At 48.5% G+C, this 24,639-nt stretch carries 20 protein-coding genes and 1 other RNA gene; 17 read left to right on the top strand and 4 right to left on the bottom strand.

What is annotated here, in order from left to right:
* Positions 1–23: 23 nt before the first annotated feature.
* The 8 genes from speE (at position 24) to DWZ45_RS05495 (ending at position 8,906) form a co-directional block, all read left to right on the top strand.
* Positions 24–884, top strand: a complete 861-nt coding sequence (gene speE, locus DWZ45_RS05460) for a polyamine aminopropyltransferase (RefSeq protein ID WP_117796445.1) — start codon at positions 24–26, stop codon at positions 882–884.
* A complete protein-coding gene (gene speB / locus DWZ45_RS05465) occupies positions 865–1,740 on the top strand; it encodes an agmatinase (RefSeq protein WP_117796446.1) in 876 nt (291 codons plus the stop codon). Before speE ends, speB begins: the two co-directional genes overlap by 20 nt.
* A 207-nt stretch (positions 1,741–1,947) precedes the next feature.
* Complete coding sequence (locus tag DWZ45_RS05470) at positions 1,948–3,150, top strand: saccharopine dehydrogenase family protein (protein WP_022360539.1); 1,203 nt, start codon at positions 1,948–1,950, stop codon at positions 3,148–3,150.
* A gap of 106 nt (positions 3,151–3,256) precedes the next feature.
* The gene (nspC, locus tag DWZ45_RS05475) at positions 3,257–4,429 is read left to right on the top strand and encodes a carboxynorspermidine decarboxylase (protein ID WP_118293252.1); all 1,173 of its coding nucleotides are present in this window, start codon (positions 3,257–3,259) and stop codon (positions 4,427–4,429) included.
* Positions 4,430–4,589: 160 nt separating this feature from the next.
* The gene (nudC, locus tag DWZ45_RS05480; RefSeq protein ID WP_117796448.1) at positions 4,590–5,588 is read left to right on the top strand and encodes an NAD(+) diphosphatase; all 999 of its coding nucleotides are present in this window, start codon (positions 4,590–4,592) and stop codon (positions 5,586–5,588) included.
* Between the two features lie 260 nt (positions 5,589–5,848).
* Positions 5,849–6,349 (top strand): acetolactate synthase small subunit, encoded by a 501-nt coding sequence (gene ilvN, locus DWZ45_RS05485; RefSeq protein WP_022360536.1) that lies wholly within the window; start codon positions 5,849–5,851, stop codon positions 6,347–6,349.
* Positions 6,350–6,485: 136 nt separating this feature from the next.
* Entirely contained in the window at positions 6,486–7,508 is a 1,023-nt protein-coding gene (gene ilvC, locus DWZ45_RS05490; RefSeq protein ID WP_117796449.1) for a ketol-acid reductoisomerase, read from the top strand.
* Positions 7,509–7,733: 225 nt separating this feature from the next.
* Positions 7,734–8,906: an acyltransferase family protein gene (locus DWZ45_RS05495; RefSeq protein WP_182426635.1), complete on the top strand. Its 1,173-nt coding sequence runs from the start codon at positions 7,734–7,736 to the stop codon at positions 8,904–8,906.
* A 245-nt stretch (positions 8,907–9,151) separates the two neighbouring features.
* Here the strand turns inward: DWZ45_RS05495 and DWZ45_RS05500 are convergent, their stop codons facing one another.
* Positions 9,152–10,036 (bottom strand): LysR family transcriptional regulator, encoded by an 885-nt coding sequence (locus tag DWZ45_RS05500; protein ID WP_118468057.1) that lies wholly within the window; start codon positions 10,034–10,036, stop codon positions 9,152–9,154.
* Positions 10,037–10,374: 338 nt separating this feature from the next.
* Here DWZ45_RS05500 and leuC point away from each other — a divergent pair, with 338 nt between their 5' ends.
* From leuC to DWZ45_RS05540, 8 genes are all read left to right on the top strand, one after another.
* Positions 10,375–11,640, top strand: a complete 1,266-nt coding sequence (leuC, locus tag DWZ45_RS05505; RefSeq protein ID WP_022359392.1) for a 3-isopropylmalate dehydratase large subunit — start codon at positions 10,375–10,377, stop codon at positions 11,638–11,640.
* A 183-nt stretch (positions 11,641–11,823) separates the two neighbouring features.
* Positions 11,824–12,309, top strand: coding sequence for a 3-isopropylmalate dehydratase small subunit (gene leuD / locus DWZ45_RS05510; RefSeq protein ID WP_022359393.1), 486 nt, complete (start codon positions 11,824–11,826; stop codon positions 12,307–12,309).
* Between the two features lie 40 nt (positions 12,310–12,349).
* The gene (gene ybaK, locus DWZ45_RS05515; RefSeq protein ID WP_117796452.1) at positions 12,350–12,817 is read left to right on the top strand and encodes a Cys-tRNA(Pro) deacylase; all 468 of its coding nucleotides are present in this window, start codon (positions 12,350–12,352) and stop codon (positions 12,815–12,817) included.
* A gap of 642 nt (positions 12,818–13,459) precedes the next feature.
* Positions 13,460–14,281, top strand: coding sequence for a cell wall hydrolase (locus DWZ45_RS05520; protein WP_022359395.1), 822 nt, complete (start codon positions 13,460–13,462; stop codon positions 14,279–14,281).
* Between the two features lie 299 nt (positions 14,282–14,580).
* Positions 14,581–15,243 carry an HAD family hydrolase gene (locus DWZ45_RS05525; protein WP_117796453.1) on the top strand — a complete coding sequence of 221 codons (663 nt, stop codon included), beginning with the start codon at positions 14,581–14,583 and terminating at the stop codon, positions 15,241–15,243.
* Positions 15,244–15,381: 138 nt separating this feature from the next.
* Positions 15,382–15,562, top strand: a non-coding RNA gene (gene ssrS, locus DWZ45_RS05530) — 6S RNA.
* A gap of 120 nt (positions 15,563–15,682) precedes the next feature.
* Entirely contained in the window at positions 15,683–16,939 is a 1,257-nt protein-coding gene (locus DWZ45_RS05535) for an AI-2E family transporter (RefSeq protein ID WP_107000114.1), read from the top strand.
* A 47-nt stretch (positions 16,940–16,986) separates the two neighbouring features.
* Positions 16,987–19,293 carry a SpoIID/LytB domain-containing protein gene (locus DWZ45_RS05540; RefSeq protein ID WP_227589715.1) on the top strand — a complete coding sequence of 769 codons (2,307 nt, stop codon included), beginning with the start codon at positions 16,987–16,989 and terminating at the stop codon, positions 19,291–19,293.
* Positions 19,294–19,496: 203 nt separating this feature from the next.
* On the opposite strand, the gene DWZ45_RS05545 is transcribed toward DWZ45_RS05540, so the two are convergent.
* Both DWZ45_RS05545 and DWZ45_RS05550 read right to left on the bottom strand, forming a co-directional pair.
* On the bottom strand, positions 19,497–20,813 hold the full coding sequence (locus DWZ45_RS05545; protein WP_117796454.1) for a 6-phosphofructokinase: 1,317 nt from the start codon (positions 20,811–20,813) through the stop codon (positions 19,497–19,499).
* A gap of 524 nt (positions 20,814–21,337) precedes the next feature.
* A complete protein-coding gene (locus DWZ45_RS05550; RefSeq protein ID WP_022358438.1) occupies positions 21,338–21,790 on the bottom strand; it encodes an NUDIX hydrolase in 453 nt (150 codons plus the stop codon).
* A gap of 357 nt (positions 21,791–22,147) precedes the next feature.
* On the opposite strand from DWZ45_RS05550, the gene DWZ45_RS05555 reads away from it, so the two are divergent.
* Positions 22,148–23,689: a carboxypeptidase M32 gene (locus DWZ45_RS05555; protein ID WP_117796455.1), complete on the top strand. Its 1,542-nt coding sequence runs from the start codon at positions 22,148–22,150 to the stop codon at positions 23,687–23,689.
* On the opposite strand, the gene DWZ45_RS05560 is transcribed toward DWZ45_RS05555, so the two are convergent.
* Positions 23,625–24,614, bottom strand: a complete 990-nt coding sequence (locus DWZ45_RS05560) for a site-specific integrase (protein WP_117796456.1) — start codon at positions 24,612–24,614, stop codon at positions 23,625–23,627. The genes DWZ45_RS05555 and DWZ45_RS05560 overlap by 65 nt on opposite strands.
* Between the last annotated feature and the right edge of the window lie 25 nt (positions 24,615–24,639).

Consider the following 24,639-nt stretch of genomic DNA (forward strand, 5'->3'; position numbering starts at 1 on the left):
CAGTAGATAGAAAGGGGAAAATTATGAATTTCTGGTTTTCAGAGAATCATACGCCAAATGTAAAAATTTCCATCCGGGTGGATCGCCAGCTTTACAGCGGAAAGAGCGAGTTTCAGCGGATCGATGTCTTTGATTCGCCGGAATTTGGGCGGTTTCTGACTTTGGATGGATATATGATGCTGACGGAAAAGGATGAATTTATCTATCACGAAATGATCACGCATGTGCCGATGGCAGTGCATCCGTTGGTCAAAAAGGTACTGGTGATTGGAGCCGGGGATGGAGGCGTGATCCGGGAGCTGACCCGCTATCCGGAGATCGAGCACATCGATATGGTGGAGATCGACCCGCTGGTGGTGGAGGTCTGCCGGAAATATCTGCCGAAGACAGCGTGCCGTCTCGGTGATCCGAGACTCTCGATTCACTATGAGGATGGGCTGAAATATGTCCGCTTTAAGGAAAATGAATACGATCTGATCATCGTGGATTCGACCGATCCGTTTGGACCGGGCGAGGGACTTTTTACCCGGGAATTTTACGGGAACTGCTATAAGGCGTTAAAAGAGGACGGCATCATGGTCAATCAGCATGAAAGCCCGTTTTATGCCGAGGACGCGGAGGCGTGCAAGCGGGCACATAAGCGGATCGTAGAGTCGTTTCCGATCAGCCGCGTCTATCAGGCGCATATCCCGACCTATCCGTCCGGGCACTGGCTGTTTGGATTTGCGTCGAAGAAATACCATCCGTTAAAGAATTTGGATGAGACAAGATGGAACCTGCGGGGGCTGGACTGCCGGTATTATACGACGACCCTGCATAAAGGGGCATTTTACCTGCCGGCATATGTGGAGGAGATGTTAGAAGATGTTGAAGGCAAATATTGAGACGTTTCTGGCGTGTGACGCCAGCTATGAGGAGGCGGGGATCGTGCTCTACGGCGCGCCGTTTGACTCAACCACTTCGTACCGCCCGGGCACCCGGTTCGGCTCACGGGCGATCCGCTCGGAATCCTATGGGCTGGAATCGTATTCGCCGTACCAGGACCGTGATCTGACCGATTACGCCGTGTTTGACGCGGGCGATCAGGAGCTCTGCTTTGGTGACGCATCGTTGGCGTTAAAGGATCTGCGGGAACGGGCGGTGGAGGTTGCCGGGGATGGCAAGATACCATTTATGCTGGGCGGCGAGCACCTGGTGACGCTGGCACCGGTGCAGGCGCTGGCAGAGAAATATCCGGATCTGCATATCATCCATTTTGATGCACATGCCGATCTGCGGGACGATTATCTGGGTGCGAAACTTTCCCACGCCTGTGTGCTGCGCCGCTGCTGGGAAGTCCTGGGAGACGGCAGGATCACGCAGTTTGGTATCCGCTCCGGCGACCGGGAGGAATGGCGCTGGGGAAAAGAACACGTGACGACGCATCCATTTATTGTGGATATGGAAGTCCTTCAGGAAACTCTTCGGAAACTGGAAGGAAAACCGGTGTATTTTACCCTGGATTTGGATGTGCTGGATCCGAGTGTGTTTCCGGGAACAGGAACGCCGGAACCGGGCGGAATCAGTTTTGAGGAACTTCGACGGGCAGTCACGCAGATCTGCAGTGCAGCTTGGATTGTTGGATGTGATGTGAATGAATTATCCCCGGCGCTGGATGCGTCCGGTGCATCGACGGCGGTGGCGTGCAAGATTGTAAGGGAGATGCTGCTGGCGCTGTTGGGAAATCCAAAGATTAAGTAAGAAATGTTTTTGGCGGGTCCCAAGGTCAAAAATTCTCCTGCAAGCAAGCTTGCGTCGAACTTCTGACCTTTTGACCCTGGTATCATCAAATAAAAGTGTGTGTTTGAGACATGAACTGAAAAGTGTTTGAACAAAAGCAAATGTGAAATTTGGATTATAAAATGGAACAAAAACAGAGTACATTTCAGAATACAGGAGGAAAAAAAGATGGGAAAAGCGTTAATTATCGGATGTGGAGGCGTAGCTTCCGTAGCAATTCACAAGTGCTGCCAGAACAGCGAGGCATTTGAGGAGATCTGCATTGCAAGCCGGACGAAGTCCAAATGCGATGCGCTGAAAGAAAAATTAGAGGGAACCACCAAGACAAAGATCCAGACCGCACAGGTGGATGCAAACAACGTGGACGAGTTGATTGCCCTGATTGAGAAATTTAACCCGGATGTGGTGCTGAACCTGGCGCTTCCGTACCAGGATCTGACGATCATGGATGCCTGCCTGGCAACGAAGACCCATTATATCGATACTGCGAACTATGAGCCGGAGGACACGGCAAAATTTGAGTATAAATGGCAGTGGGCATACCGTGAGAAATTTAAAGAGGCGGGCATTACCGCACTGCTGGGAAGCGGCTTTGATCCGGGTGTAACCGGTGTGTTTTCGGCATATGCGCTGAAACATGAATTTGACGAAATCAACTACATCGACATTCTGGACTGCAACGGCGGCGACCACGGCTATCCGTTTGCAACCAATTTTAACCCGGAGATCAATATCCGGGAGGTGTCGGCAAACGGTTCTTACTGGGAAGATGGACACTGGGTAGAGACGAAACCGATGGAGATCAAGAGAGAGTATGATTTTGACGGCGTCGGCATGAAGGATATGTACCTGCTTCACCATGAGGAGATCGAATCGTTGGCGCTCAATATGCCGGGAATCAAGCGGATCCGCTTCTTCATGACCTTCGGTCAGAGTTACCTGACCCATTTAAAGTGTCTGGAGAACGTCGGCATGACTTCGATCGAGCCGATTATGTACGAAGGAAAAGAGATCGTACCGCTGCAGTTCTTAAAGGCAGTGCTTCCGGATCCGGCATCCCTTGGTCCTCGTACTGTTGGAAAAACGAATATCGGATGCATTTTCCAGGGTAAGAAGGATGGAAAAGAGAAGAAGTATTACTTATATAATATCTGTGATCATCAGGAGTGCTACAAAGAGGTTGGTTCCCAGGCGATCTCCTACACAACCGGTGTACCGGCGATGATCGGTGCGATGCTGGTGATGAATGGAACCTGGCAGAAACCGGGCGTTTATAATATTGAAGAATTTGATCCGGATCCATTTATGGATGCGTTAAATAAATGGGGACTTCCGTGGAAGGAATCCTGGGATCCGGCACTGGTGGATTAAGATAAAAATACCTCCATGTAAGAAACTGGTTTTATTTTGCGTTTTTTAGGCGCAGGAAGAGAATGGACAGGGAAGATGGAAGCGAGAAGGAAAGGAAGGAAAACAGATGCAGGAACGGGAGGCGGCTGGGGTTCTCCGGGACACGGCGGCGATCCGCACGCCATTTTATGTGGTGGATGAGACGCTTTTAAAGAAAAATCTGGAAATTTTGAAAGATACGGCAGAGCGGGCTGGATGCCGGATTCTGCTGGCACAGAAAGCATTTTCCATGTATTCGGTCTACCCGCTGATTCGTCAGTATCTGTCGGGAACCGCGGCGAGCGGGCTTTATGAGGCGCGGCTTGGAAAAACGGAGTTTGGTGGGGAGACCCATGTGTTTTCTGCCGCCTACCGCCCGGATGAGTTTGATGAGATTTTAAATTATGCCGACCACATCGTTTTTAATACGCCGGGGCAGGTGCTGAAATATGGTGAAAAAGTAAAAAAAGCCGGAAAACAGGCGGGACTCCGGCTGAACCCGGAGTGTTCCACGCAGGAGGGTCACGCGATCTATGATCCGTGTGCGCCGGGATCACGCATGGGGACGACTCTTCCGATGCTTTCGGAGGCGGGGAACTTTGAAGAAACTATCCTTCCGTATCTGAATGGATTTCATATGCATACGCTCTGCGAGCAGAATTCAGATGACCTGGAGACGACGCTGCGGGCAGCGGAGGAGAAGTTTGGAGCCTGGTTTTCAAAGGTAAAATGGCTGAACCTGGGCGGCGGACACCACATTACGAGAGAAGATTATGACCGGGAACGCCTGATCCGCCTGGTGCGCGGGCTGCGCGAAAAATATGGTGTGGAAGTATACCTGGAACCGGGCGAGGCAGTTGTCTTAAACGCGGGATTTCTTGTAACTTCCGTGCTGGAGACGATGGAAAACGGCATGCAGATTGCGATTCTGGATACCTCGGCAGCCTGCCATATGCCGGATGTGCTGGAAATGCCGTACCGTCCGCCGCTTATCGGAGCGGGAGAAGCGGGCGAAAAGCCGTATACGTTCCGCCTGGGCGGACCAACCTGTCTTTCGGGGGACTGCATCGGGGATTATTCGTTTGATGCACCGCTAAAAGAGGGTGGACGGCTGGTGTTTGGCGATATGGCGCTCTATACGATGGTCAAAAATAATACCTTTAATGGAATGCCGCTTCCGTCGATCGTATACCGGCATGAAGATGGGACAGCGGAAGTGGTGCGGGCGTTTGGATATGAGGATTTTGTGGGACGGTTGTAAGTCTGGGGCGAGCCGAGGGATTGTATTTTTTTAATAAAAAGAGTAAAATGAAGAGACTTGCAGAAAGATTACAAAGAATGTCTGCGAGGACAGCCGTTACACAGTATGGAAATAACGGTTGCACAAGTTTTGGAGAATAAAAGGATAGAGAGATAAAGTTATGATACAGGATATCGCACCACATCGCTATGACAATACATACCACATTCAGAAACCTGGAGCACAGGACTACGTCTTCTGCATCCAGAAAAGCCGGATTCTTCTGCGTGAGACCGTGGAGGAACATGTGCTTACTATCCCGCGCCGGGAGGAAATTGAGGCGGCAGTTCCGGAACTGATGGATCGGGCGGTTTATCTCTTTTCGGTTGATGAGAAGCCGTATTTTCTGGTCAGTGTGCCGGAGAAAGAAGCGGAAGAGATTCTGGCAAAGCTAAAAGAAGGTGTTGGTCAGATGCCTGTTTCAGACAAAAATCATATGGAAGCTGGGAAGATGGCTTCTGGTGCACTGGAAGGGGCAGAAAAAGAGCCGGAGCAGCTTTGCTATGCATGGAAAACGTCAACCGACATCCGTGCGATGGAGCCAATGCACCAGGCATTTGCAGCGATCACGGCGGTGCAGCTGTGGCGCTGGAGACAGAGCCGTCAGTTTTGCGGACGCTGCGGGGCAAAGACGCAGGACAGCAAGAACGAGCGGGCGCTCGTCTGCCCGGTCTGCGGTCAGACGGAATATCCAAAGATTTCCCCGGCAGTCATCGTGGCGATCACGAACGGGAACAAACTTCTTATGTCGCGCTACCGCGTCAACCACAGTACCTACCGTGGGTATGCGCTGATCGCTGGATTTGTCGAGATCGGGGAGACATTTGAAGAGACCGTCCGCCGCGAAGTGATGGAGGAAGTCGGGCTGAAAGTTAAAAATATCCGCTATTTCAAGAGTCAGCCGTGGGCGTTTACTGATACGGAGATGATCGGATTTTTTGCAGAACTGGATGGGGATGATAAGATCCGGCTGCAGGAGGATGAGCTTTCTGAGGCAGGCTGGTATACGCGAGAGGAGATCCCGGACGATGCACGCCTCATCAGTGTCGGAACCGAGATGAAGATGTATTTTAAATACGGTCCGGACTGGGAGAAAAAGTGGCAGGAACACCAGAAATGATGTGTTGATATATCGTTAATGTACACAGGTAGGCACTTTTGGAACCGAAAGTGCCGTAAGAAAACGTGGTGGCAGCAGGAATTTGCCGTATTTAAATGCGGAGCCACGGCAAATTCCGTTACTGGGCACGTATGCGTGAACAGTAATGATATAGCTCTGGGGAATACTAGGCATTCCTTTTAATTAGTTGACAAACTGAGAATTGGTTGCTATCATTAAGGCAATACGAACAAGACAGAAGATCAAGGTGGGAAGATTGCATGAGCAGAATTGTGTTATCACTGCTGGTAGATAATACTGCCGGCGTTTTAAGCCGTGTGGCTGGACTTTTCAGCCGCCGCGGATATAATATCGAAAGCCTTACAGTTGGCGTGACCGCGGATCCGAGATACTCCCGTATGACGGTTGTATCGCTGGGCGATCATCAGGTTCTGGAGCAGATTCAGAAGCAGCTTGGAAAACTGGAAGATGTACACGACATAAAGGAACTGCGGGAAGGTCATTCCGTATACCGTGAGCTGATGCTCGTCAAGGTGAGAGCAAATGCAAACCAGCGGATGGCGATCAATGCAATTTCCGAGATTTTCCGTGCGTCGATTGTCGATGTGGGAAAAGATTCTGTCACTGTTATGCTGACAGGCGACCAGTCCAAACAGGACGCGCTGATTAATCTTCTGGAAGATTATGAGATTCTGGAATTAGCCAGAACGGGTCTTACAGGTCTTTCCAGAGGCGCGGATGATATCCGCTATCTGCCGTAGTACATCAATTGATAGACTGGATACAAGGCATTCAAGAGGTTTACAAAGTTTGGTCCAAAGACGCACAGAGAGGCGCCGGTCTATGCTTTATAATAAATTTATTTTATTTTTGTTAGATCCAAGGAGGAAATGAAAAATGGCAGCAAAGATTTACTATCAGGAAGATTGTAATTTATCCTTATTAGAAGGACAGAAGATTGCTATTATCGGTTACGGCAGCCAGGGTCATGCACATGCCTTGAACTTAAAAGAGTCCGGATGCGATGTTATCATCGGTCTTTACGAGGGCAGCAAGTCTTGGGCAAAAGCAGAGGCACAGGGATTTAAAGTATACACCGCAGCAGAGGCTGCAAAACAGGCTGATATCATCATGATCCTGATCAACGATGAGCTTCAGGCAGATATGTACAAGAAAGACATCGAGCCAAATCTGGAAGAGGGCAACATGCTTATGTTCGCTCATGGCTTTAACATCCACTTCGGATGCATCAAACCGCCGAAGAATGTCGATGTAACCATGATCGCTCCGAAGGCACCGGGTCACACTGTAAGAAGTGAGTATCAGGCTGGTAAGGGTACACCGTGTCTGGTAGCAGTAGAGCAGGATTACACAGGCAAAGCACTTGACCGCGCACTGGCTTATGGTCTTGGCATCGGCGGCGCTAGAGCAGGCCTTCTGGAGACTACATTCCGTACCGAGACTGAGACAGACCTCTTCGGTGAGCAGGCAGTTCTTTGCGGCGGTGTTTGTGCTCTGATGCAGGCTGGTTTCGAGACTCTGTGTGAGGCTGGTTATGACCCGAGAAATGCTTACTTCGAGTGTATCCACGAGATGAAGCTGATCGTAGACCTGATTTATCAGTCTGGTTTCGCTGGTATGAGATACTCCATCTCCAACACAGCTGAGTACGGTGATTATGTAACCGGACCGAAGATCGTTACCGCTGAGACAAAGAAAGCTATGAAGAAAATTCTGTCCGATATCCAGGACGGTACCTTTGCAAAAGAGTTCTTACTGGATATGTCCCCGGCAGGTCGTCAGGTACACTTCCAGGCGATGAGAAAGCTTGCTTCCGAGCATCCGTCTGAGAAAGTCGGCGCAGAGATCCGTAAGCTTTACAGCTGGAACAACGAGAACGATAAGCTGATCAACAACTAATCATTTTTCGAATATAGGAAATCTTATACAGGGCTGCTGCAGGTTTGCAGCGGTCCTGTTTTTTGTGTAATAGGAAATTTCTTGGAATTCCCTATTAGACAAAAAGGCACTAACGTGCCAATGATGGGCACCCACGCGAAGATGCAGGTTGTCGCAAGCGACCGCGCTCGGCGCGAGAATGTGCCAGGGCACATTTTTTTTACATGAATGGGAAAGGAAACGCGGATGAAACGCTATGATGACGTAAATATAATCAAGGCATACGCCTGTCTGGCGGTCTTTGGAAGTCACTGGTTCGGTACATTCGGGAGTTGGGGCAGCAATAAGGTAAATGCGCTGATGGAAATAGGACCGCTTCCCCTGTTCCGCTATGGAACTTTCGGGGTTAGTCTTTTTTTGATGATCAGTGGAATGCTGATAGCCGATAAGGTATATTCCGGGCGGTTTACTTCGTGGAGCTTAGAGATCCTGCGCCGCTATCTGAAACTGACCTGCCCGTTGACGGTCACATTTCTGCTGGCATATCTATTTTACCGGAGCGGTCTCTTCTACACAGTGCGGGTTGCGCCGCGTCTGGAAAATGAGTGGTTGAGCAACTTTTACAGCTATCTGCCAGGCGGTCTGAAGGCGATCCGCTATGCCTGGTTTGATACAATCTTCAAGGCGGATTCAACGTACTATGGTCCATCCTGGATGCTGACCTACACTTTCATGGGAAGTATTCTGACTCTTGTACTTTCATCCGCCCTCCGGGAAGTAGGAACCCGCCAGAAAATCCTGATTCTGGCAGGTGTCGCGGCAGTGCTGATCGGATTGAATAGCTTTTATATCTGCCTGCTTCTGGGAAATGGGATCTGTCTGCTGATGCGGGCAGTTGAGAAGTCCATGAAAGAAAGAGAGCGAAAAGAGAATCTGCTTAAAGATGGAGAAGGAAAATATGGCATCTTTGGTGCTGCCCTCTGGATTTTCAGCATCTGGTTCGTTCGAAAATCTTTCTGGATCGGAACCACATTGGGAGCGCATGGATTTCCAGGCGGACTCGGAACCATGGAATTCTATGGTCATGTTGCTGCATTCCTGATGATTTTAGGCTTCCGTCTCTTCTGGCTCGGCGGTCTGGAGACCTGGCTCCCGGAGACCCTCAAAAAAATTATTCTGTGGATCGGCGAGTATAGCATGGGAATCTTCCTGACACACTGGCTTGTGATTGCCAGCTTTTCCTGTTGGTTTTACAGCATTTATTCTGAGGCGGGAGAGAAGCTGGCGATCGGGGTGAATCTGGTACTGAGCTACATTTTAATAGGAATTTGTTCGAAAGTGTATGTCTGGCTGGTAGATGGGAAAATATTTCCATGTGTGTGGAAATGTGCGAAGAATATTTTAAAAGAAAATCGGTAACTGCTCAGTAGGTCTGCGCATTTACTGCGCTGACCGTACGAAAACATGGGCCAGCAGGCAAAAATTCCATTGCCGCAGGCAATTTTTAATGAATTTTTGCGCGTGACTGTGAAGGTACTGAACAGTTACGAAAATTGATAAAAATAGGAACTAAACAGAAAAAGTCCGGCATATGGCAGCTTGACCGCCATGCGCCGGACTTTTTCGTTTCATAGGAAATGGCGTCCGTGTTGCCAATTATTTCATCATTCTGAACAAAACTGCACAAAATCATTCATCGTCCGCGTCATCGCCGTCGGATGATAAGCAAATCCAATCGTTCGGTTTCGGATTGGCACTTCCAGCGGGAGTTCGATCAGCGAACCATCCTTTAATTCTTCCCGCACGAACTCGCGGATCACACATCCGATTCCGAGTCCCGTTTTGGCAAATTCAATCAGAAGATCCATCGTCGTCGCCTCTAAAATCTGCTTCGGTTCAATTCCGTGCTCTGCAAAGTACGCATCAATGTGGGTGCGCGTCATATTGCTGCGGTCGAGCAGCAGGATTGTCCCGGATTCGAACGGATCGACATCGGCACCTTCGCGGATCCGCAGATTTTCCAGATACGACCGGGTACAGACAAAGGTGTCCTCGATTCGCATGACTGGGAGAAATGAAAGGCTGCGGCGGTTTTTCGGCTCGGCGATCAGACCGATGTCGAGTTTCTGCTGTTCCAGCATCGAGATTGTGCGTGCAGTGTCCTGACTTTCAATCAAAATGCGGACATGCGGGTACTGCGCGATAAATCCCTTTAAATAAGGAAGAAGAATATATTTGCACAGCGTGTTGCTGACGCCGATCTTGAGCTGTCCGATGTGGAGGTTCTGGATCTGTTTTAGCTCATTTTCACCGCGATCCAGTGCTTCAAAGGCGGCTTCCACATGCTGAAATAAGACCTGTCCCTCTGCGGTCAGGGAGACGCCGCGGGAATTGCGGATAAAAAGTGCCATGCCGAGGCTTTCTTCCAGCTTGCTGATTGATTTGCTGATCGCGGGCTGGCTGATAAAAAGTTCCTTGGCGGCGCGGGAAATATTGCCGGCGCGTGCAACGGCGTAGAAAATACGGTACTGGGTTAAATGTTGTTCCATAATACTCCTTTATATCTATAAAGTTACTGTTCACGCATACGTGTCCAGTAACGGAATTTGCCGCGGCTTCGCATTTAAATACGGCAAATTCCTGCTGCCACCACGTTTTTTTACGGCACTTTCGGTTCCCAAAGTGCCTACTCGTGAACAGTGACAATATAACTTCGACTCATAGTATCTATCAACAATATATATTTGTATTATAACAGAACCGGTGCTATAATACAAACATAAAAAAGCAAAAGATGGCAGCGGCACCGTTGGAACAGAGTTTTTTCCTACAACAGTAAGGGCATCGGAGCCGTTACCAAGTATGTATATGCAGGAGGAAATAAATCATGGGAATGACAATGACACAGAAGATCCTGGCAGCGCACGCGGGTCTTGCAGAGGTAAAAGCAGGACAGTTGATCGAAGCAGATCTGGATCTGGTTCTTGGAAATGATATCACAACACCGGTAGCGGTCAATGAGATGAAGAAGATGGACAACCAGACGGTATTCAATCATGACAAAATTGCGCTGGTTATGGATCATTTTATCCCGAATAAGGATATCAAGTCGGCGGAAAACTGCAAATGCTGTCGTGAATTTGCCTGTCGTCATGATATCACCAACTATTTTGACGTAGGAGAGATGGGAATCGAGCATGCACTCCTTCCGGAAAAAGGTCTGGTTGTAGCAGGTGATGCAGTCATCGGTGCGGATTCCCATACCTGTACATACGGCGCACTTGGCGCATTCTCTACAGGTGTCGGCAGTACCGATATGGCAGCTGGCATGGTAACCGGTAAGGCTTGGTTCAAGGTACCGTCCGCGATCAAGTTCAACCTGATCGGCAAACCGGCAAAATGGGTCAGTGGTAAAGATGTCATTCTTCACATTATCGGTATGATCGGCGTAGATGGCGCGCTGTACCGTTCCATGGAGTTTGTCGGCGAGGGCATCAAGAACCTTTCCATGGATGACCGTTTCACGATCTGCAACATGGCGATCGAGGCAGGCGGCAAGAACGGTATCTTTCCGGTTGATGAGAAGACCATCGAGTACTTAAAAGAGCATTCTAAACGTGATTTCAAGGTATATGAGGCAGATCCGGATGCAGAGTATGACGAAGAGTACACCATAGACTTATCTGAGTTAAAGCCGACCGTATCCTTCCCACACCTTCCGGAGAATACGAGAACGATCGATGAAGTGGGTGACATTGCGATCGATCAGGTTGTCATTGGCTCCTGTACGAACGGACGTATCGAGGATATGCGTATCGCAGCTGAGATCTTAAAGGGCAGAAAAGTGAAAAAAGGTCTGCGCTGCATCGTGATTCCGGCGACACAGGCGATCTATTTACAGTCCATGAAAGAGGGACTTTTAGAGACCTTCATCGAGGCTGGTGCCGTTGTCAGCACTCCGACCTGCGGTCCGTGCCTGGGCGGTTATATGGGTATCCTGGCAGAAGGCGAGAGATGTGTATCCACGACCAACCGTAACTTCGTTGGACGTATGGGACACGTGGATTCTGAGATTTATCTGGCAAGCCCGGCAGTGGCAGCAGCCAGCGCCATTACCGGAAAAGTGAGCGGACCGGCGGAACTGGGACTGTAATAGGCATAAAAGTTTAGGAATAAGTAAAACGGATGTAACTGTTCAGTAGATCTGCGGGTGACTGTGAAGGTGCTGAACAGTTACAAACGGATATTACGGTTCGGGGAAAGGTTTCCTGCAACCGCAGATGCCGTTTCGTGAATTGGAATAAAATAACAGGATAAATCGCAGGAGGATATAGAAATGAAAGCAAATGGACATGTGTTTAAATATGGAGACAATGTAGATACAGACGTTATCATCCCGGCAAGATACTTAAACTCTCCGGATGGCAACGAGCTGGCAAAACATTGTATGGAAGATATTGATAAAGAGTTTGTAAATAAAGTACAGAAGGGTGATATCATCGTAGCAAATAAGAACTTTGGCTGCGGTTCTTCCCGCGAGCATGCGCCGCTGGCAATCAAGTGTGCAGGTGTAAGCTGTGTTATTGCTGAGACGTTTGCACGTATTTTCTACCGCAACTCTATTAATATCGGTCTGCCGATCATCGAGTGCCCGGAGGCTGCAAAAGCAATCGCGGCTGGTGATGAGGTAGAGGTTGATTTTGACAGCGGTGTGATTACCGATAAAACCACCGGCCAGAGCTTCCAGGGGCAGGCGTTCCCGGAGTTCATGCAGAAGATCATCACAGCCGGTGGACTGGTAAACTATATCAACCAGAAATAAGAGGAGTGCACTAAATTTGTCTCCAGAAAGGATTTAGCTTATGACAAAAACAAACGTAATGCGTCTTTTAGACGCGGCTGGAATCGATTATGAAGCAGGCGAGTATGAAGTAGATGAGGACGACTTATCCGGCAGCCATGCGGCGGATATGATGGGGATGGACCATGACACGATGTTCAAAACGCTCGTTTTAAAGGGCGATAAGAACGGCTATCTGGTCTGCTGTATCCCGGTCGATGAGGAGCTGGACCTGAAAAAGGTGGCAAAGGCTTCCAAGGACAAGAAAGTGGAGATGATCCATATGAAGGAACTTCTTCCGCTGACCGGCTATATGCGAGGTGGTTGTTCCCCGATCGGCATGAAAAAGAAGTTCCCTACTTATATAGAAGAAACAGCGCAGATTTTCGACAAAATCAGCATCAGCGCGGGTCAGAGAGGTGTTCAGGTCATTCTGAATCCGGAGGAACTTGCAAAATATGTGGATGCACAGTTTGTAGCGCTGATCTAGAGTGGTAAAGAGTTTGGGTGGCAGTGATCGGACACCGGACAGTGGATTATATGTGTTGGTTTCACATAATCGGAGTTTGTCTGACACCTTTACAGATACCATGATTGTTCTATTACAGTTGACATAAAAAACAGGCGACTTGATTCGCCTGTTTTTTTGACGGGCAGAATTTAACAGAATTGTAAAAAATTAAAAATTTTATACCAGCCAAAGTTTATAAAAATTGGGAAGAAAAAGCAAAAAAGTTTATAAAATGCTCACATAAATATTAAGGAAAAGTTAAATGAGAACGTGATTTGTCACAAAAATGTAAAAAAGACGTTGACTTTGAAGCCGGAAACCACATATAATGTCTCCCGTCACTTGAAGGAAGCGGCACAGGCAGAGAGGATCTGTCGTAACTGTTCACAGGTAGGAATTTTCTGAACTGAAAATTCCGTACGATACAGTTCTGGCAGCAGATTTTGCCGATTTGGAATGCGCAGCATCGGCAAAATCCCGTTGCTGGGCACACGTGTGTGAACAGTAACGATCTGTCCTTAGCTGTCAGAAAAAATCAGACAGCCAAAGAAGATGCCGCAGATGTTAAATGGCAGTCAGACCGGTTTTGGGAGGACTGCACTGATAGAAAGAGGAGAGTGTATGCCAAGCATTGACACATTTCTTCAGACTGCTTATCAGTTTATAAAGGCATTATTTGTCCGTGTGACAAAAAGGATGTACCGGACCGCAGCCGTATTGATGACGGGGGCAGCGGTTGTGACGGTGATAGCATTTAATTCGGTCAGTTTTGGCGGCGTTGGCAAAAATGCAGCCTCGGCACACCGGGAATATCCGGATGATGTGGAACTGACAGAAATGCTGCAGTCAGAAGAAACGACAGAGACAGAGAGCTTATCAGAATTTACGATTCTCGCCTCCAACGAGGAAAGTCAGCATCTACTTGGACAGAGACTGGAGCAGGGGATTCAGGATGAACTTGCGAAGGAAGCTCTGGAAGTAGAGGTAATCGAACGAGAAGTACGAATGCAGACCCAGCAGGCGGCGCAGGAAGCAGAAGAACGGGAGCGCCGGGAACGCGCAGTCATCTCTTACAGCGATGAAGATTACAGTGTTCTGCAGAAAATTGTGCAGGCGGAGGCGGGTGTGTGCGACGACAGGGGAAAGATACTGGTTGCAAATGTAATCATCAACCGGGTGAAAAACAAGAAATTCCCGAACAGCGTTAAAGCCGTTGTGTACGAACCATCCCAGTTCTCACCGGTACTGGATGGAACGATCAACAGCTGTAAGGTAACGCAGCAGACAATTGACTGCGTCAACCGTGCACTGGAAGGCGAGGATTACTCGGGCGGCGCCCTGTACTTCATGAACCGCGGAATCTCTGCTTCCTCCAATGTACGCTGGTTCGATGGCAAGCTGACCTATGTCATGCAGCATGGTGGACATGAATTTTACAAATAAAGAGTGAAACACGTTACTGTTCACGGGTAGGCACTTTTGGAACCGAAAGTGCCGTAAGAAAACGTGGTGGCAGCAGAAATTTGCCGTATTTAAATGCGAAGCCACGGCAAATTCCGTTGCTGGGCACGTATGCGTGAACAGTAACTGAAACGCAGAAAAGAAAGATGGCTGGAGAAAAGTTGTCTTTCTTTTTTGCGTAAAATGTATTAGAATGGTCGTAAGCAATGAAAACGTAGTTTTTTCAAGCTGGTGTGCTGCGGAGTAATGCACCGCGGACTACAATAAGGAGAACGAACCATATGAACCATATCATACTATTTGACCTCGACGGAACCCTTACAGATCCAAAGGAAGGCATCACAAAGTCTGTCCAGCATGCGCTGCAGGCGTACGGGATCGATGAGCCGGATCTGGATAAACTGTGTCCGTTCATCGGACCGCCGCTGTCGGACAGTTTTAAAGAATATTACGGATTCAGCGAAGCGCAGGCGCGCGAAGCGATCGGCTATTTCCACGAATATTTTACGAAACAGGGAATGTTTGAAAATAAAGTTTATCCGGGAATTCGGGAGATGCTGACACGTTTAAAGGATGCCGGTCTTACGCTGGCGGTGGCAACTTCAAAGCCGGAACCGTTTGCTATTCAGATTCTGGAGCATTTTGATCTGCTTTCCTACTTTACCCTGGTTGGCGGGGCGGATATGGAGGAGATCCGGGTTCGCAAAGGCGATGTGATTGCCTACACGCTGGACCGTCTGGGAACAACACCGGAGGAATCGAAGGTTATCATGGTGGGCGACCGGAAACACGATATTATCGGGGCGCATGAAAATCAGCTCCCATGTGCGGCAGTGCTGTATGGATATGGTTCCCGGGAAGAATTTACGGAAAATGGGGCAGACTACCAGATTGAGACGGTGGAAGAGCTGGGAGATTTCCTGATGAAGTGGGGAGAAGTATAAAAGACAAAAAAGAGCTTCTTAAAAGAGATAGAGAGATGGATAACCTGAACAGTAACAACCTGACCGCATTATCAGAAAATGGAACTTGAAAAAACATCCGACTTGCGGTATAATAGCCGTATCAAAAGAGAATATTTGTAATTCCTGGGATGCTCGACAACTCTTGCTTTTTTTGAACCTACATTTTGACTAACGGGATTCCGATATTTTTAGATGGATGTCAGGCCTCCTCTCGAGTGGAAGACAGAAATCTAAGTGAGGTTGCCCACCTAGCAGCGCTAGGCGTCAATATGGTAAGAGCCGGCATTTTGGGGTTACAAAGGATAAAAGCAGCGAGCAATCGCTGCTTTCTCTGTAAAAGAAAGTGTGTAAAGAAAATGTAACATTTTCCAGAAGCACATTGTAAAATCAGAAAAGAGGAACGGATAAGAACATAAGTATGGAAAAAAGAGATTTCAAAGAATACATTTATATGGGGATGACGGCAGTTTCGGTGATTGCGGTCTGCATACTGCTCTGGTTCAGCATCCAACACTGGGATGTGGTGTCGGCGGGCACCCGCAAGGTTGTGAAAATCCTCGCGCCGATTCTCTGCGGTGCGGTGCTGACGTATCTGACCGCCCCGGCATATAACTGGGTAGCAGGGATCGTGGAAAAGACCCTTGGCTCTGTCACTAAGAATTCCAAATACGTTCGTGGTGCAGCCCGGATGCTTGCGACGGCAGCCTGTCTGGGGCTGGTTATTGTGCTTGTGGTAGGGATGTTCCAGCTTATGATCCCGCAGCTGATCGAGAGTTTGATCGGCATTCAGGATTCATTTCCGCTGTATGTGCAGAATGTGTATGAATGGATTCAGCGTATTTTGAAAAATAATCCGGAGATCGAAAATATGGTTCTGAGCAGTTTTGAAAATAATCTGGCAGTTTTTCAGAACTGGGCGGAGAAATCGTTTACCAACATTGATATGCACCGGATTGGACAGATCGTGACAGGCCTTTCCAGCAGCGTGCTGGGTGTCCTGGAATTTATCAAAAACTGGCTGATCGGTCTGATCGTCATGGTGTATCTGCTAAATATCAAAGATACACTGGCAGCACAGGGAAAGAAGATTGTTTATGGTTGCCTGAATCTAAGACAGGCGAATCTGGTAATCGAGGAGCTCCGGTTTATCAATCAGATGTTCGGCGGCTTCATCATCGGCAAGCTGGTGGATTCCCTCATTATCGGTATTATCTGTTTCATCGGTGTGACGATCTTAAATATGCCGTTCCCGATGCTTTTGAGCGTCATTATCGGTGTGACGAATGTGATACCTTTTTTTGGACCGTTCATCGGTGCGATACCTGCAGCGTTCCTGGTATTCTTAGTCAGTCCGCTCCAGTGTGTGTATTTCCTCATCTGGATTCTGCTTCTGCAGCAGTTTGACGGCAATATTCTGGGACCGAAGATCCTGGGCAATTCGACAGGACTTTCGAGTTTCTGGGTACTGTTTTCGATTCTCTTCTTTGGCGGACTCTTTGGTTTCGTCGGCATGATTATCGCAGTACCGGCATTTGCGGTTATTTATGACTTGATCTCCCGCGCGGTGCACCGGTCGCTGCGGCTTCGGAAATTGCCGATGGAGACAGACGAATACCGGAAGTTAGACCACATTGATGAGAAAACAGGAACGTTTATGGAGTTAAATAAAAAGTGACTGTGAATGAGAAAGGACAGTTAAAAAATAAAGGCGGCTGGAGAAATATGGAAAAGAAAACAGGCAGATCGCGAAAGGCAGTACAGTCTCTGAAACCTAAAAAGCTGGTTTACTGGGCAGTGGCGATTCCGGCTTTTCTGGCACTCCTGCTCTTTGCAATTGTATTTTTGGATCACTCGGATAATGATATTTCACGCGCCATGGCATCGAAAGCTATGGCGTTATCATTTGCAGACCGGGACGACATCGTTGCGTCGCAGGGAGAACACGGAAGCCATTTTGGAACGCCGGATCAGGATGAATGGTATGCCAAATATATTGACTATATGATTGAGGAAGGCTATCTGGAGCCGGGAGACGAGAAGATAAGTAAAAGCTACGCGATGGGCGCACTGACCTATGGCGAAGCGGCATATGCGGCAGATCGCGTTTCAAAAGGGCTTTCGAGCGCCCTGAATGTATCTAAAAATAAATATAAAAAGGCAATGCCGAAGGAAGAATGGTGGCGGTTTTATGAGTCATTCTTAAAAAAGGCAGATTCGGAAAACGCGGTCAAAAAACAGAAGCTGGTGCTTTATGGAACACCGAAAAATGTGAAGGAAGCAGCGGCATGGACGGCATATACGGATCAGGGAACGATGAATTTTGAGGGCGTGTCGCTGGATGCCTGCATCGATCGGAAGATCGAGGTCTATGAGCGTGATGGTTCGATCATCACGCTGTGCGGCGTACAGTCTGAAAAAGTTATATATAAGAATGTCTGGATCGTTCCGGGAGAATCGGGTGGGATGGATGTGTATATTGGCACGATCGTCCGGACATTTCCAGAGGAAGAAAAGCTCAAGGATCGTACCGATGGCGTGCTGGCGGATGTCGAGCTGGATAAGGGCAAGATCCGCAAGCTGTCGCTCAAGGAAGATATGATCGAAGGAAAGGTACTTTCGGTCAAGGATGATACGATCGAGATTGACGGGTACGGAACGCTGAAACTGGACGATGATTTTAAAGTATATAAAACATATGGAGTCGTCAAGGAGCAGAAAAAGCGGGATGTGCTGGTCGGCTATGATCTGGGAAAATTTGTCGTGGCTGGCAAAAAGGTTTGCGCAGCACTCTTAAATCATGATTTTTCAGCGACGAACATCCGCGTGCTGATCATGAATGATGATTATTCCTCCTTGTTTCACACGAAGGTGGTACTCCAGTCGGACAGCACGATGCATGTGACCTGGGGCGAATCAGAGGAGACTTTGAGCCCGGGAACGAAATTGTCCGTGAGTCCTGGCGATGACCGTCTGAAAGAAGGGCGCATGACGATCACGCTGGAAGACCCGCAGAAGGAGATCCGCATCCTGAGTACCAAGCGGGCGCAGGGAACGCCGTCGTATTTCGGCAGCTTCGAGTTGAGCGAGGAGTCGGATGGGCTGCTTCTGATCAATGAGCTGGACGTCGAAGATTACCTGACACGCGTAGTGCCGAGCGAGATGCCATCTAATTATGAGCTGGAGGCGCTCAAGGCGCAGGCAGTTTGCGCACGGACGTATGCCTACCGGCAGATCAAGGCGAATGCATACAGCCGTTACGGCGCACACGTTGATGACAGCACGAACTATCAGGTGTACAATAATACAGAGAGCAGTGAGCGGACGAATCTGGCAGTCAAGGAGACGGACGGGAAGATTGTATATTACAACGATACCCCGGCGGAAACGTATTATTTTTCAACTTCCTGCGGATATTCTACCGATGGAACGATCTGGGGCGCCAGCAAAGACGAGGTTCCGTATCTGAAAGGGATCGGTTTGACGGAAAAGAAGAAGATTCCGGATTTGACGGACAACGACACATTTCTCAAGTTTATCCAGGGACAGGGTGAGCAGAATTATGATTCCTCGTTCCCGATGTACCGCTGGAAAACAACGATCACGAATAAGAAGCTGCAGCAGAAGGTAGATACCATCGGCGAGATTCAGGGTATTTTTGTGACTTCCCGCGGTACGGGTGGCATCGCCCAGACGGTGCAGATCGTCGGAAGCGAGGGAACCAAGACACTGAAAGGTCAGAGTCAGATCCGGAGTGTCCTCGGCTCGGAATCACTCGTTTATAAGAAAAATGACGGAACCGAACTGACAGGATGGAGTACGCTACCGAGTGCCTTTTTCTCGGTGGATGAAACTGCCAGGGATGAGGAAAAAGACATCCGCACATTTACCATCTGGGGCGGCGGCTACGGTCACGGAGTCGGCATGAGCCAGAACGGCGCACAGGAGATGGCGCGCGAAGGCAAGAATTATGAAGAGATTCTGATGTTCTTTTATGATGGGGTTGAAATTCGGGATTGTGAGGAAGATTAGATTTAGAAGATGGCTGCGCTGAAAGGGCACGGTCAGGATTCCTCCCCAAATGATAAGAGTGTGTGATTGGGGTAAATTAGAAAAAATTCAGGTATTATGTATTATTAAGTAGAAAAGAGACGCATTCGTAAAATGAAAGAAGCGTCTCTTTTTCTGTTGCTTGTATGGATTTCAAGGATGAAGCAGTTATACTGTGTGACGGACTATTTGCGGTACAAATATTTTGGAAGTCCGTTTTCCATAATATGGGAAACGTCCCCTTGGATCAGCGGCTGCGAGTAAGCCAGGAAATCATCGCTGACATCGGTACCGTTTTTCGTGATCCACTCAGCAGGTACTTTCTTTTCCTGATTGCAGATCAGATTGACATCCTTGAGAACTGGATGAATTTTATATACAGTGTTACGATGTTTTACGCATGAAGCGGATGCTGCGCCTAAGTCTGCAGCGTTTGAAACGGCAGCAGCTGCATGAACAGGTTCAGAAGCAGCTGTATCAGTCTCACGCTCAAATGCCACCATCTGCCCAGTATGGCCGTCCAGAGCTGCCTGGACACCGAAACGGCCTGCCATCTCGGCCTCATTCAGATCAGTAGCGGAAACGGTGAGACCGGAGCAGCGCTGGTTGACGTTGAGCTCGACCGAGCGCACCTTGACGCCGAACTGGTTGCGGACATAATTTTCCAGAATTTTTCCGCATCCGGCTAACATTTTGTGACCGAAGGTGTCGACCTGGGCTTCGGTTGAATATTCGCAGATAAAACGACCGCCGTGGTCGCGGATGCCCTCGGAGACGCAGACGATGACATTCGCTGTCTTTTCAAACGCTTTCTTTAAGTCGTCATTAAATTGTGCCAGCTCAAATGGAGCTTCCGGCAGATAGATTAAGAGCGGATTGTCACCGGCTTCCTTGCGTGCTAAGGCAGAGGCAGCCGTCAGCCATCCGGCATGGCGTCCCATGATCTCAACGATGGTGACCGATTTCTGCTGATAGACAGAGGCGTCCAGCGCAATTTCACGGACGGATGCAGCGACATAGCGGGCAGCGCTGCCGTATCCCGGCGTGTGATCGGTCAGGACGAGATCGTTGTCGATCGTCTTGGGAATGCCGATAAAGCGGATCGGGCTTTTGATCTGCGCCGCATAGCGGGAAAGCTTGCTGACGGTGTCCATCGAGTCGTTGCCGCCGATGTAAAAGAAATAGCCGATGTCCAGCCGCTCCAGTTTTTCAAAGAGGACGCGGTAGAAGCTGTCGGAGAGGTTCTCAGGGAGTTTAAAACGGCAGGAACCCAGATACGCCGCCGGAGTCAGGCGAAGAAGTTCCAGATCGTCATCGGAGAGTGTTTCTGAAAGGTTCATATAAGAATCCGCGAGAAAGCCCTCGATTCCATTGATCATACCGTAGACGCAGCCAACCGCATCGCTGTGGCGCGCACCTTCGCAGATAACACCGTAAAGGCTCCCGTTGATAACCGCGGTCGGTCCGCCGGACTGTCCGACTAAGATGTTTTTCTTGTTCATAAGGTAAATCTCCTTTTTGTGAGGTAAGTACAAGGTTTATGATATAAAAAGTTTCAAATCAATATAAAAATGTACATAAAATGATTTGCTGGAGTTGTATTTTTCATAGAGGTAAAAATAAATTAAAAAGTACAACTCAAAACGTATCTATTGTAACGGAAAGAGAGGAAGAAAGCAAGGGAAAAAGGTATGTATGATAAATAATATGAAAACCGGATACTCGGAAGCAGATAAAAGGCGTATAAAAATTTGGAGATTGATGTATAGAATAACAGAAACGGGTCATACTGTTAGTATCACAAAAGAGAAATTTTTGAATACTTATCCTCCCCTTTTTAATACCCTGTTCGTTGGCTTTGTGCAGCGGACGGGGTGTTTTTTTGTTTCATAGGAAATTACCGAAAAGCCTTTTTTAACAGGAAAACCGCGAATTTTAACCCAGATTAGCGGGCAGAGAAATGGAAGCTGCCGCTCAATCATCTATTTTTGGTAATGATTTTGCAACAGCCTCTTTGTTCTTGTGATTAAAAGTATTTCCGATTCCCCCACAAATTTGCCTTTTTCAGATCCAGATATTCATTGTAGGCTTTTTCCAGGATCTGTTTTTCGTTGGAAAATTTCAGAAGGTGGTAGGCTTCGTAAAATTTGTAGTAGCCGGAATCGACGAAGTATTCTTCGCGCTGCGGCTTGCTGTAGTAGCTGTCCGCCATCATCAGATACCAGTGCACGGTCTTTTCGATGGTATCCTGAGGGGTGTTGAAGGTGTACTGGCTTTTGCCAATGTACTTGATGATGGAGGCGGCGACGCCAGTCTCCTCATGAACCTCCCGGAGGGCGGTCTGCTTGAAGTCTTCGCCCGGTTCTACGGTTCCTTTGGGAAGAACCCAGCCTTCGTATTTGTTCCGGTAGTTTTTGTAAAGAACGAGTAATTTTCCCCGAAATATAACCACACCGCCGCAGCTCGTTGCTTCGATCATCTGCAATCCCTCCTGTCCTGGTGTGTGCATGGAAGTTGATTCGTGGCGTATATCCGTGTGCCGGGAACCAGCTTTATGCATATGATTTAAACTGGTTTTAGTATACCGCGTTTTGCATGATTATGCAAGATTGGAAAGTCACATAAGGCATCATGAGAAAATCCTGTTACAGTTTGCACAATGTGTGAACTGTAAAAAATCATAAGAAAGATATAAGAAACAGAAGAAAGAAAATCTGGTATGATGAAGATGGAAATGGATCATATTACAAAAGAATGCAGGCATATGTGCAGCGGAACCTAAAAATACACAGAATTTGGATGATAGAATTACGAAAAAAAGACAGGAGGCAGGAAAATGGCACAGACAGAACAGAAGAATCAGAATGTAAAAAAACAGTTTGAGGAGCTGCAGTCTCTTTTGGAGCGGGCGATGGCGCTTCAGACGTCGATGGTTTTGTTTGAGTGGGATGATGAGACGCTGGCGCCGAAGGGTGCAGCGGAGCATACCGCGCGGGTGATAGGTTCACTTTCGGAGCAGTATCAGGAGATTCTGGCGTCAATGCGTTTTAAGGAGCTGCTGGATGTCTGCCAGAAGGCAGAAAAAGAGAATGCGGGCGTATTTGATGAGGTGCAGTCGGCAATTCTCCGGGAAGCAGCCGAGGAGCAGGAGCGGCTTTCCTGCATTCCGCCGGAGGAATACCGTGCGTATGCAGAACTTACGGCGCGTGCGACGGGAATCTGGACGCGTGCGCGAGAGAAAAATGATTTTGCTTCATTTGCCCCTGTTTTGAAGGAGATTATTTCCTATCAGAAGAAATTTGCGGCGTACCGGGCAAAGCCGGGACAGAAGCTTTACGATGTGATGCTGGATACCTACGAAAAAGGTTTTAATATGGAGATGTTAGATCCATTTTTTGAGCTGATGAAAGGGAAAATCGTGCCGCTTTTGAAAGAATCGGCAGATCGCTCGAAGACGGTTCCGGACGCCTTTTTATCCGCAGATTATCCGGAGGCGGCGCAGGCAGAGGCGGCGCGTTTCCTAGCAGAGTATGAGGGCTTTGATTTTGACCGGGGAGTACTGGCACTCAGCGCCCATCCGTTTACGACGAATCTGCACAATCATGATGTACGGATCACGACGCATTATCAGAAACGGATTGATTCTTCGATTTTTTCCGTGCTGCATGAGACGGGACATGCTATCTATGAATTTGGCATCCGGGATGACCTGACACAGACGCTGGTGGGGCAGGGAACTTCGATGGGAATGCATGAATGCCAGTCCCGTTTCTTTGAAAATATCGTGGGGCGCAGCCATGCATTCTGGAAACCGATTTATGGAAAAGTGGCGCAGATGTTTGGAAGCCCGCTGACGGAGACGAGTCTGGAGGATTTTCTGGCGGCGGTTAATAGAACCGTTCGGGGGCTGATCCGGACGGAAGCGGATGAGCTTTCTTATCCGCTGCATGTGCTGGTGCGATATGAAATTGAGAAAATGCTGATTGAGGAGGATCTGGAGGTGGAGAAACTGCCGCAGATCTGGAATGATAAGTATGAAGAATACCTGGGAGTACGCCCGTCCACGGATCGGGAGGGCGTACTGCAGGATATTCACTGGTCACAGGGATCGATCGGCTATTTTCCGTCCTATGCATTAGGAAATGCCTTTGGCGCGCAGATTTATCACCAGATGAAGAAGGAATTGCCGGTAGAAAAACTACTGGAGGCTGGAAACCTGGGAGAAATCCGCGAATATCTGCGGAAAAATATTCACCAGTATGGCAAATTGAAGGACAGCCGTCAGATCCTGCGCGATATGACGGGGGAAGATTTTAATCCGTCATATTATGTGGCATATCTGGAAGAGAAGTATGGACGGCCGGAAAAAGAGCAGTAAGGCGGTCGATCTGTTCTTTCTTGAATTCCAGAGAGGAATGAAAATAGTATTCAAGCGTGACTTTCAAATCGGAGTGTCCCAGAATTTCGCTGAGCGTTTTGGGATCCATGCCATTTGTGATACAGCGGGTGGCAAACGTGTGCCGGATTGCATGAAAATTCAGATAGCGCAGTCCGGCTTGTGATAGAATGCGCTGGTAGTGATTCTGGAAGGTTCGCGGATCCATCGGGGAGCTGGCAGATTGTGACAGCAGAAAATAATCCGGGTGTTCCGGATGAGAATATGGCTGTAGGATCGGCAGAAGGAAAGCGGGCAGGGGAACCAAACGGTTGGAGGAGATGCTTTTGGGACCGGATAAAATGAGTTCTGATTTATGGGTTGTGTCAAGGCGCGTCAGGCGCTGTACCGTGTGTCGGACATGGAGATAGCGATCGGAAAAATGAATATTTTCCCAACGCAGGGCGCAGAGTTCTCCAACCCGCAGCCCTGTATAGAGTCCCAGATAGATGACGGCTTCGGAGATTCCTGTATGGGCAGTTAGATAGTGTTCGAGCTGTTCCTGTTCCTGAAGGGTAAAAACAGGTACTTCAGGGCGCTTTTTTGGAAGACGGGGCGGGAGATAGAGAATGCCGTTTGTCTGCCCGGTTTCATAGGAAAGACGCAGAATGGAGTTGACGAGCAGAAGAATACAGCGGATAGTTCCGTTCCCAAGCGGATGCAGGGAATCCGGGGATAAAAGGGAATTGCGGAATGTCTGAAGCATAGGCAGATCGACCTCTGAAAGCTGGATGGCTCTAAAATAAGGGGAGATATAACGGTCTGCCAGATGCCGGTATTTCACATAGGTAGACAGGGCTCGCGCCTGTTTCTGCTTTTCCAGCCAGATGGAAAGAAGATCGTTAAAGTACATTGTTTCGTTTTTCATGATGAAACCTCCTGTATAAAAAATA

The organism is Clostridium sp. AF32-7AC, from assembly GCF_003477925.1.
GTDB lineage: Bacteria > Bacillota > Clostridia > Lachnospirales > Lachnospiraceae > Otoolea > Otoolea fessa.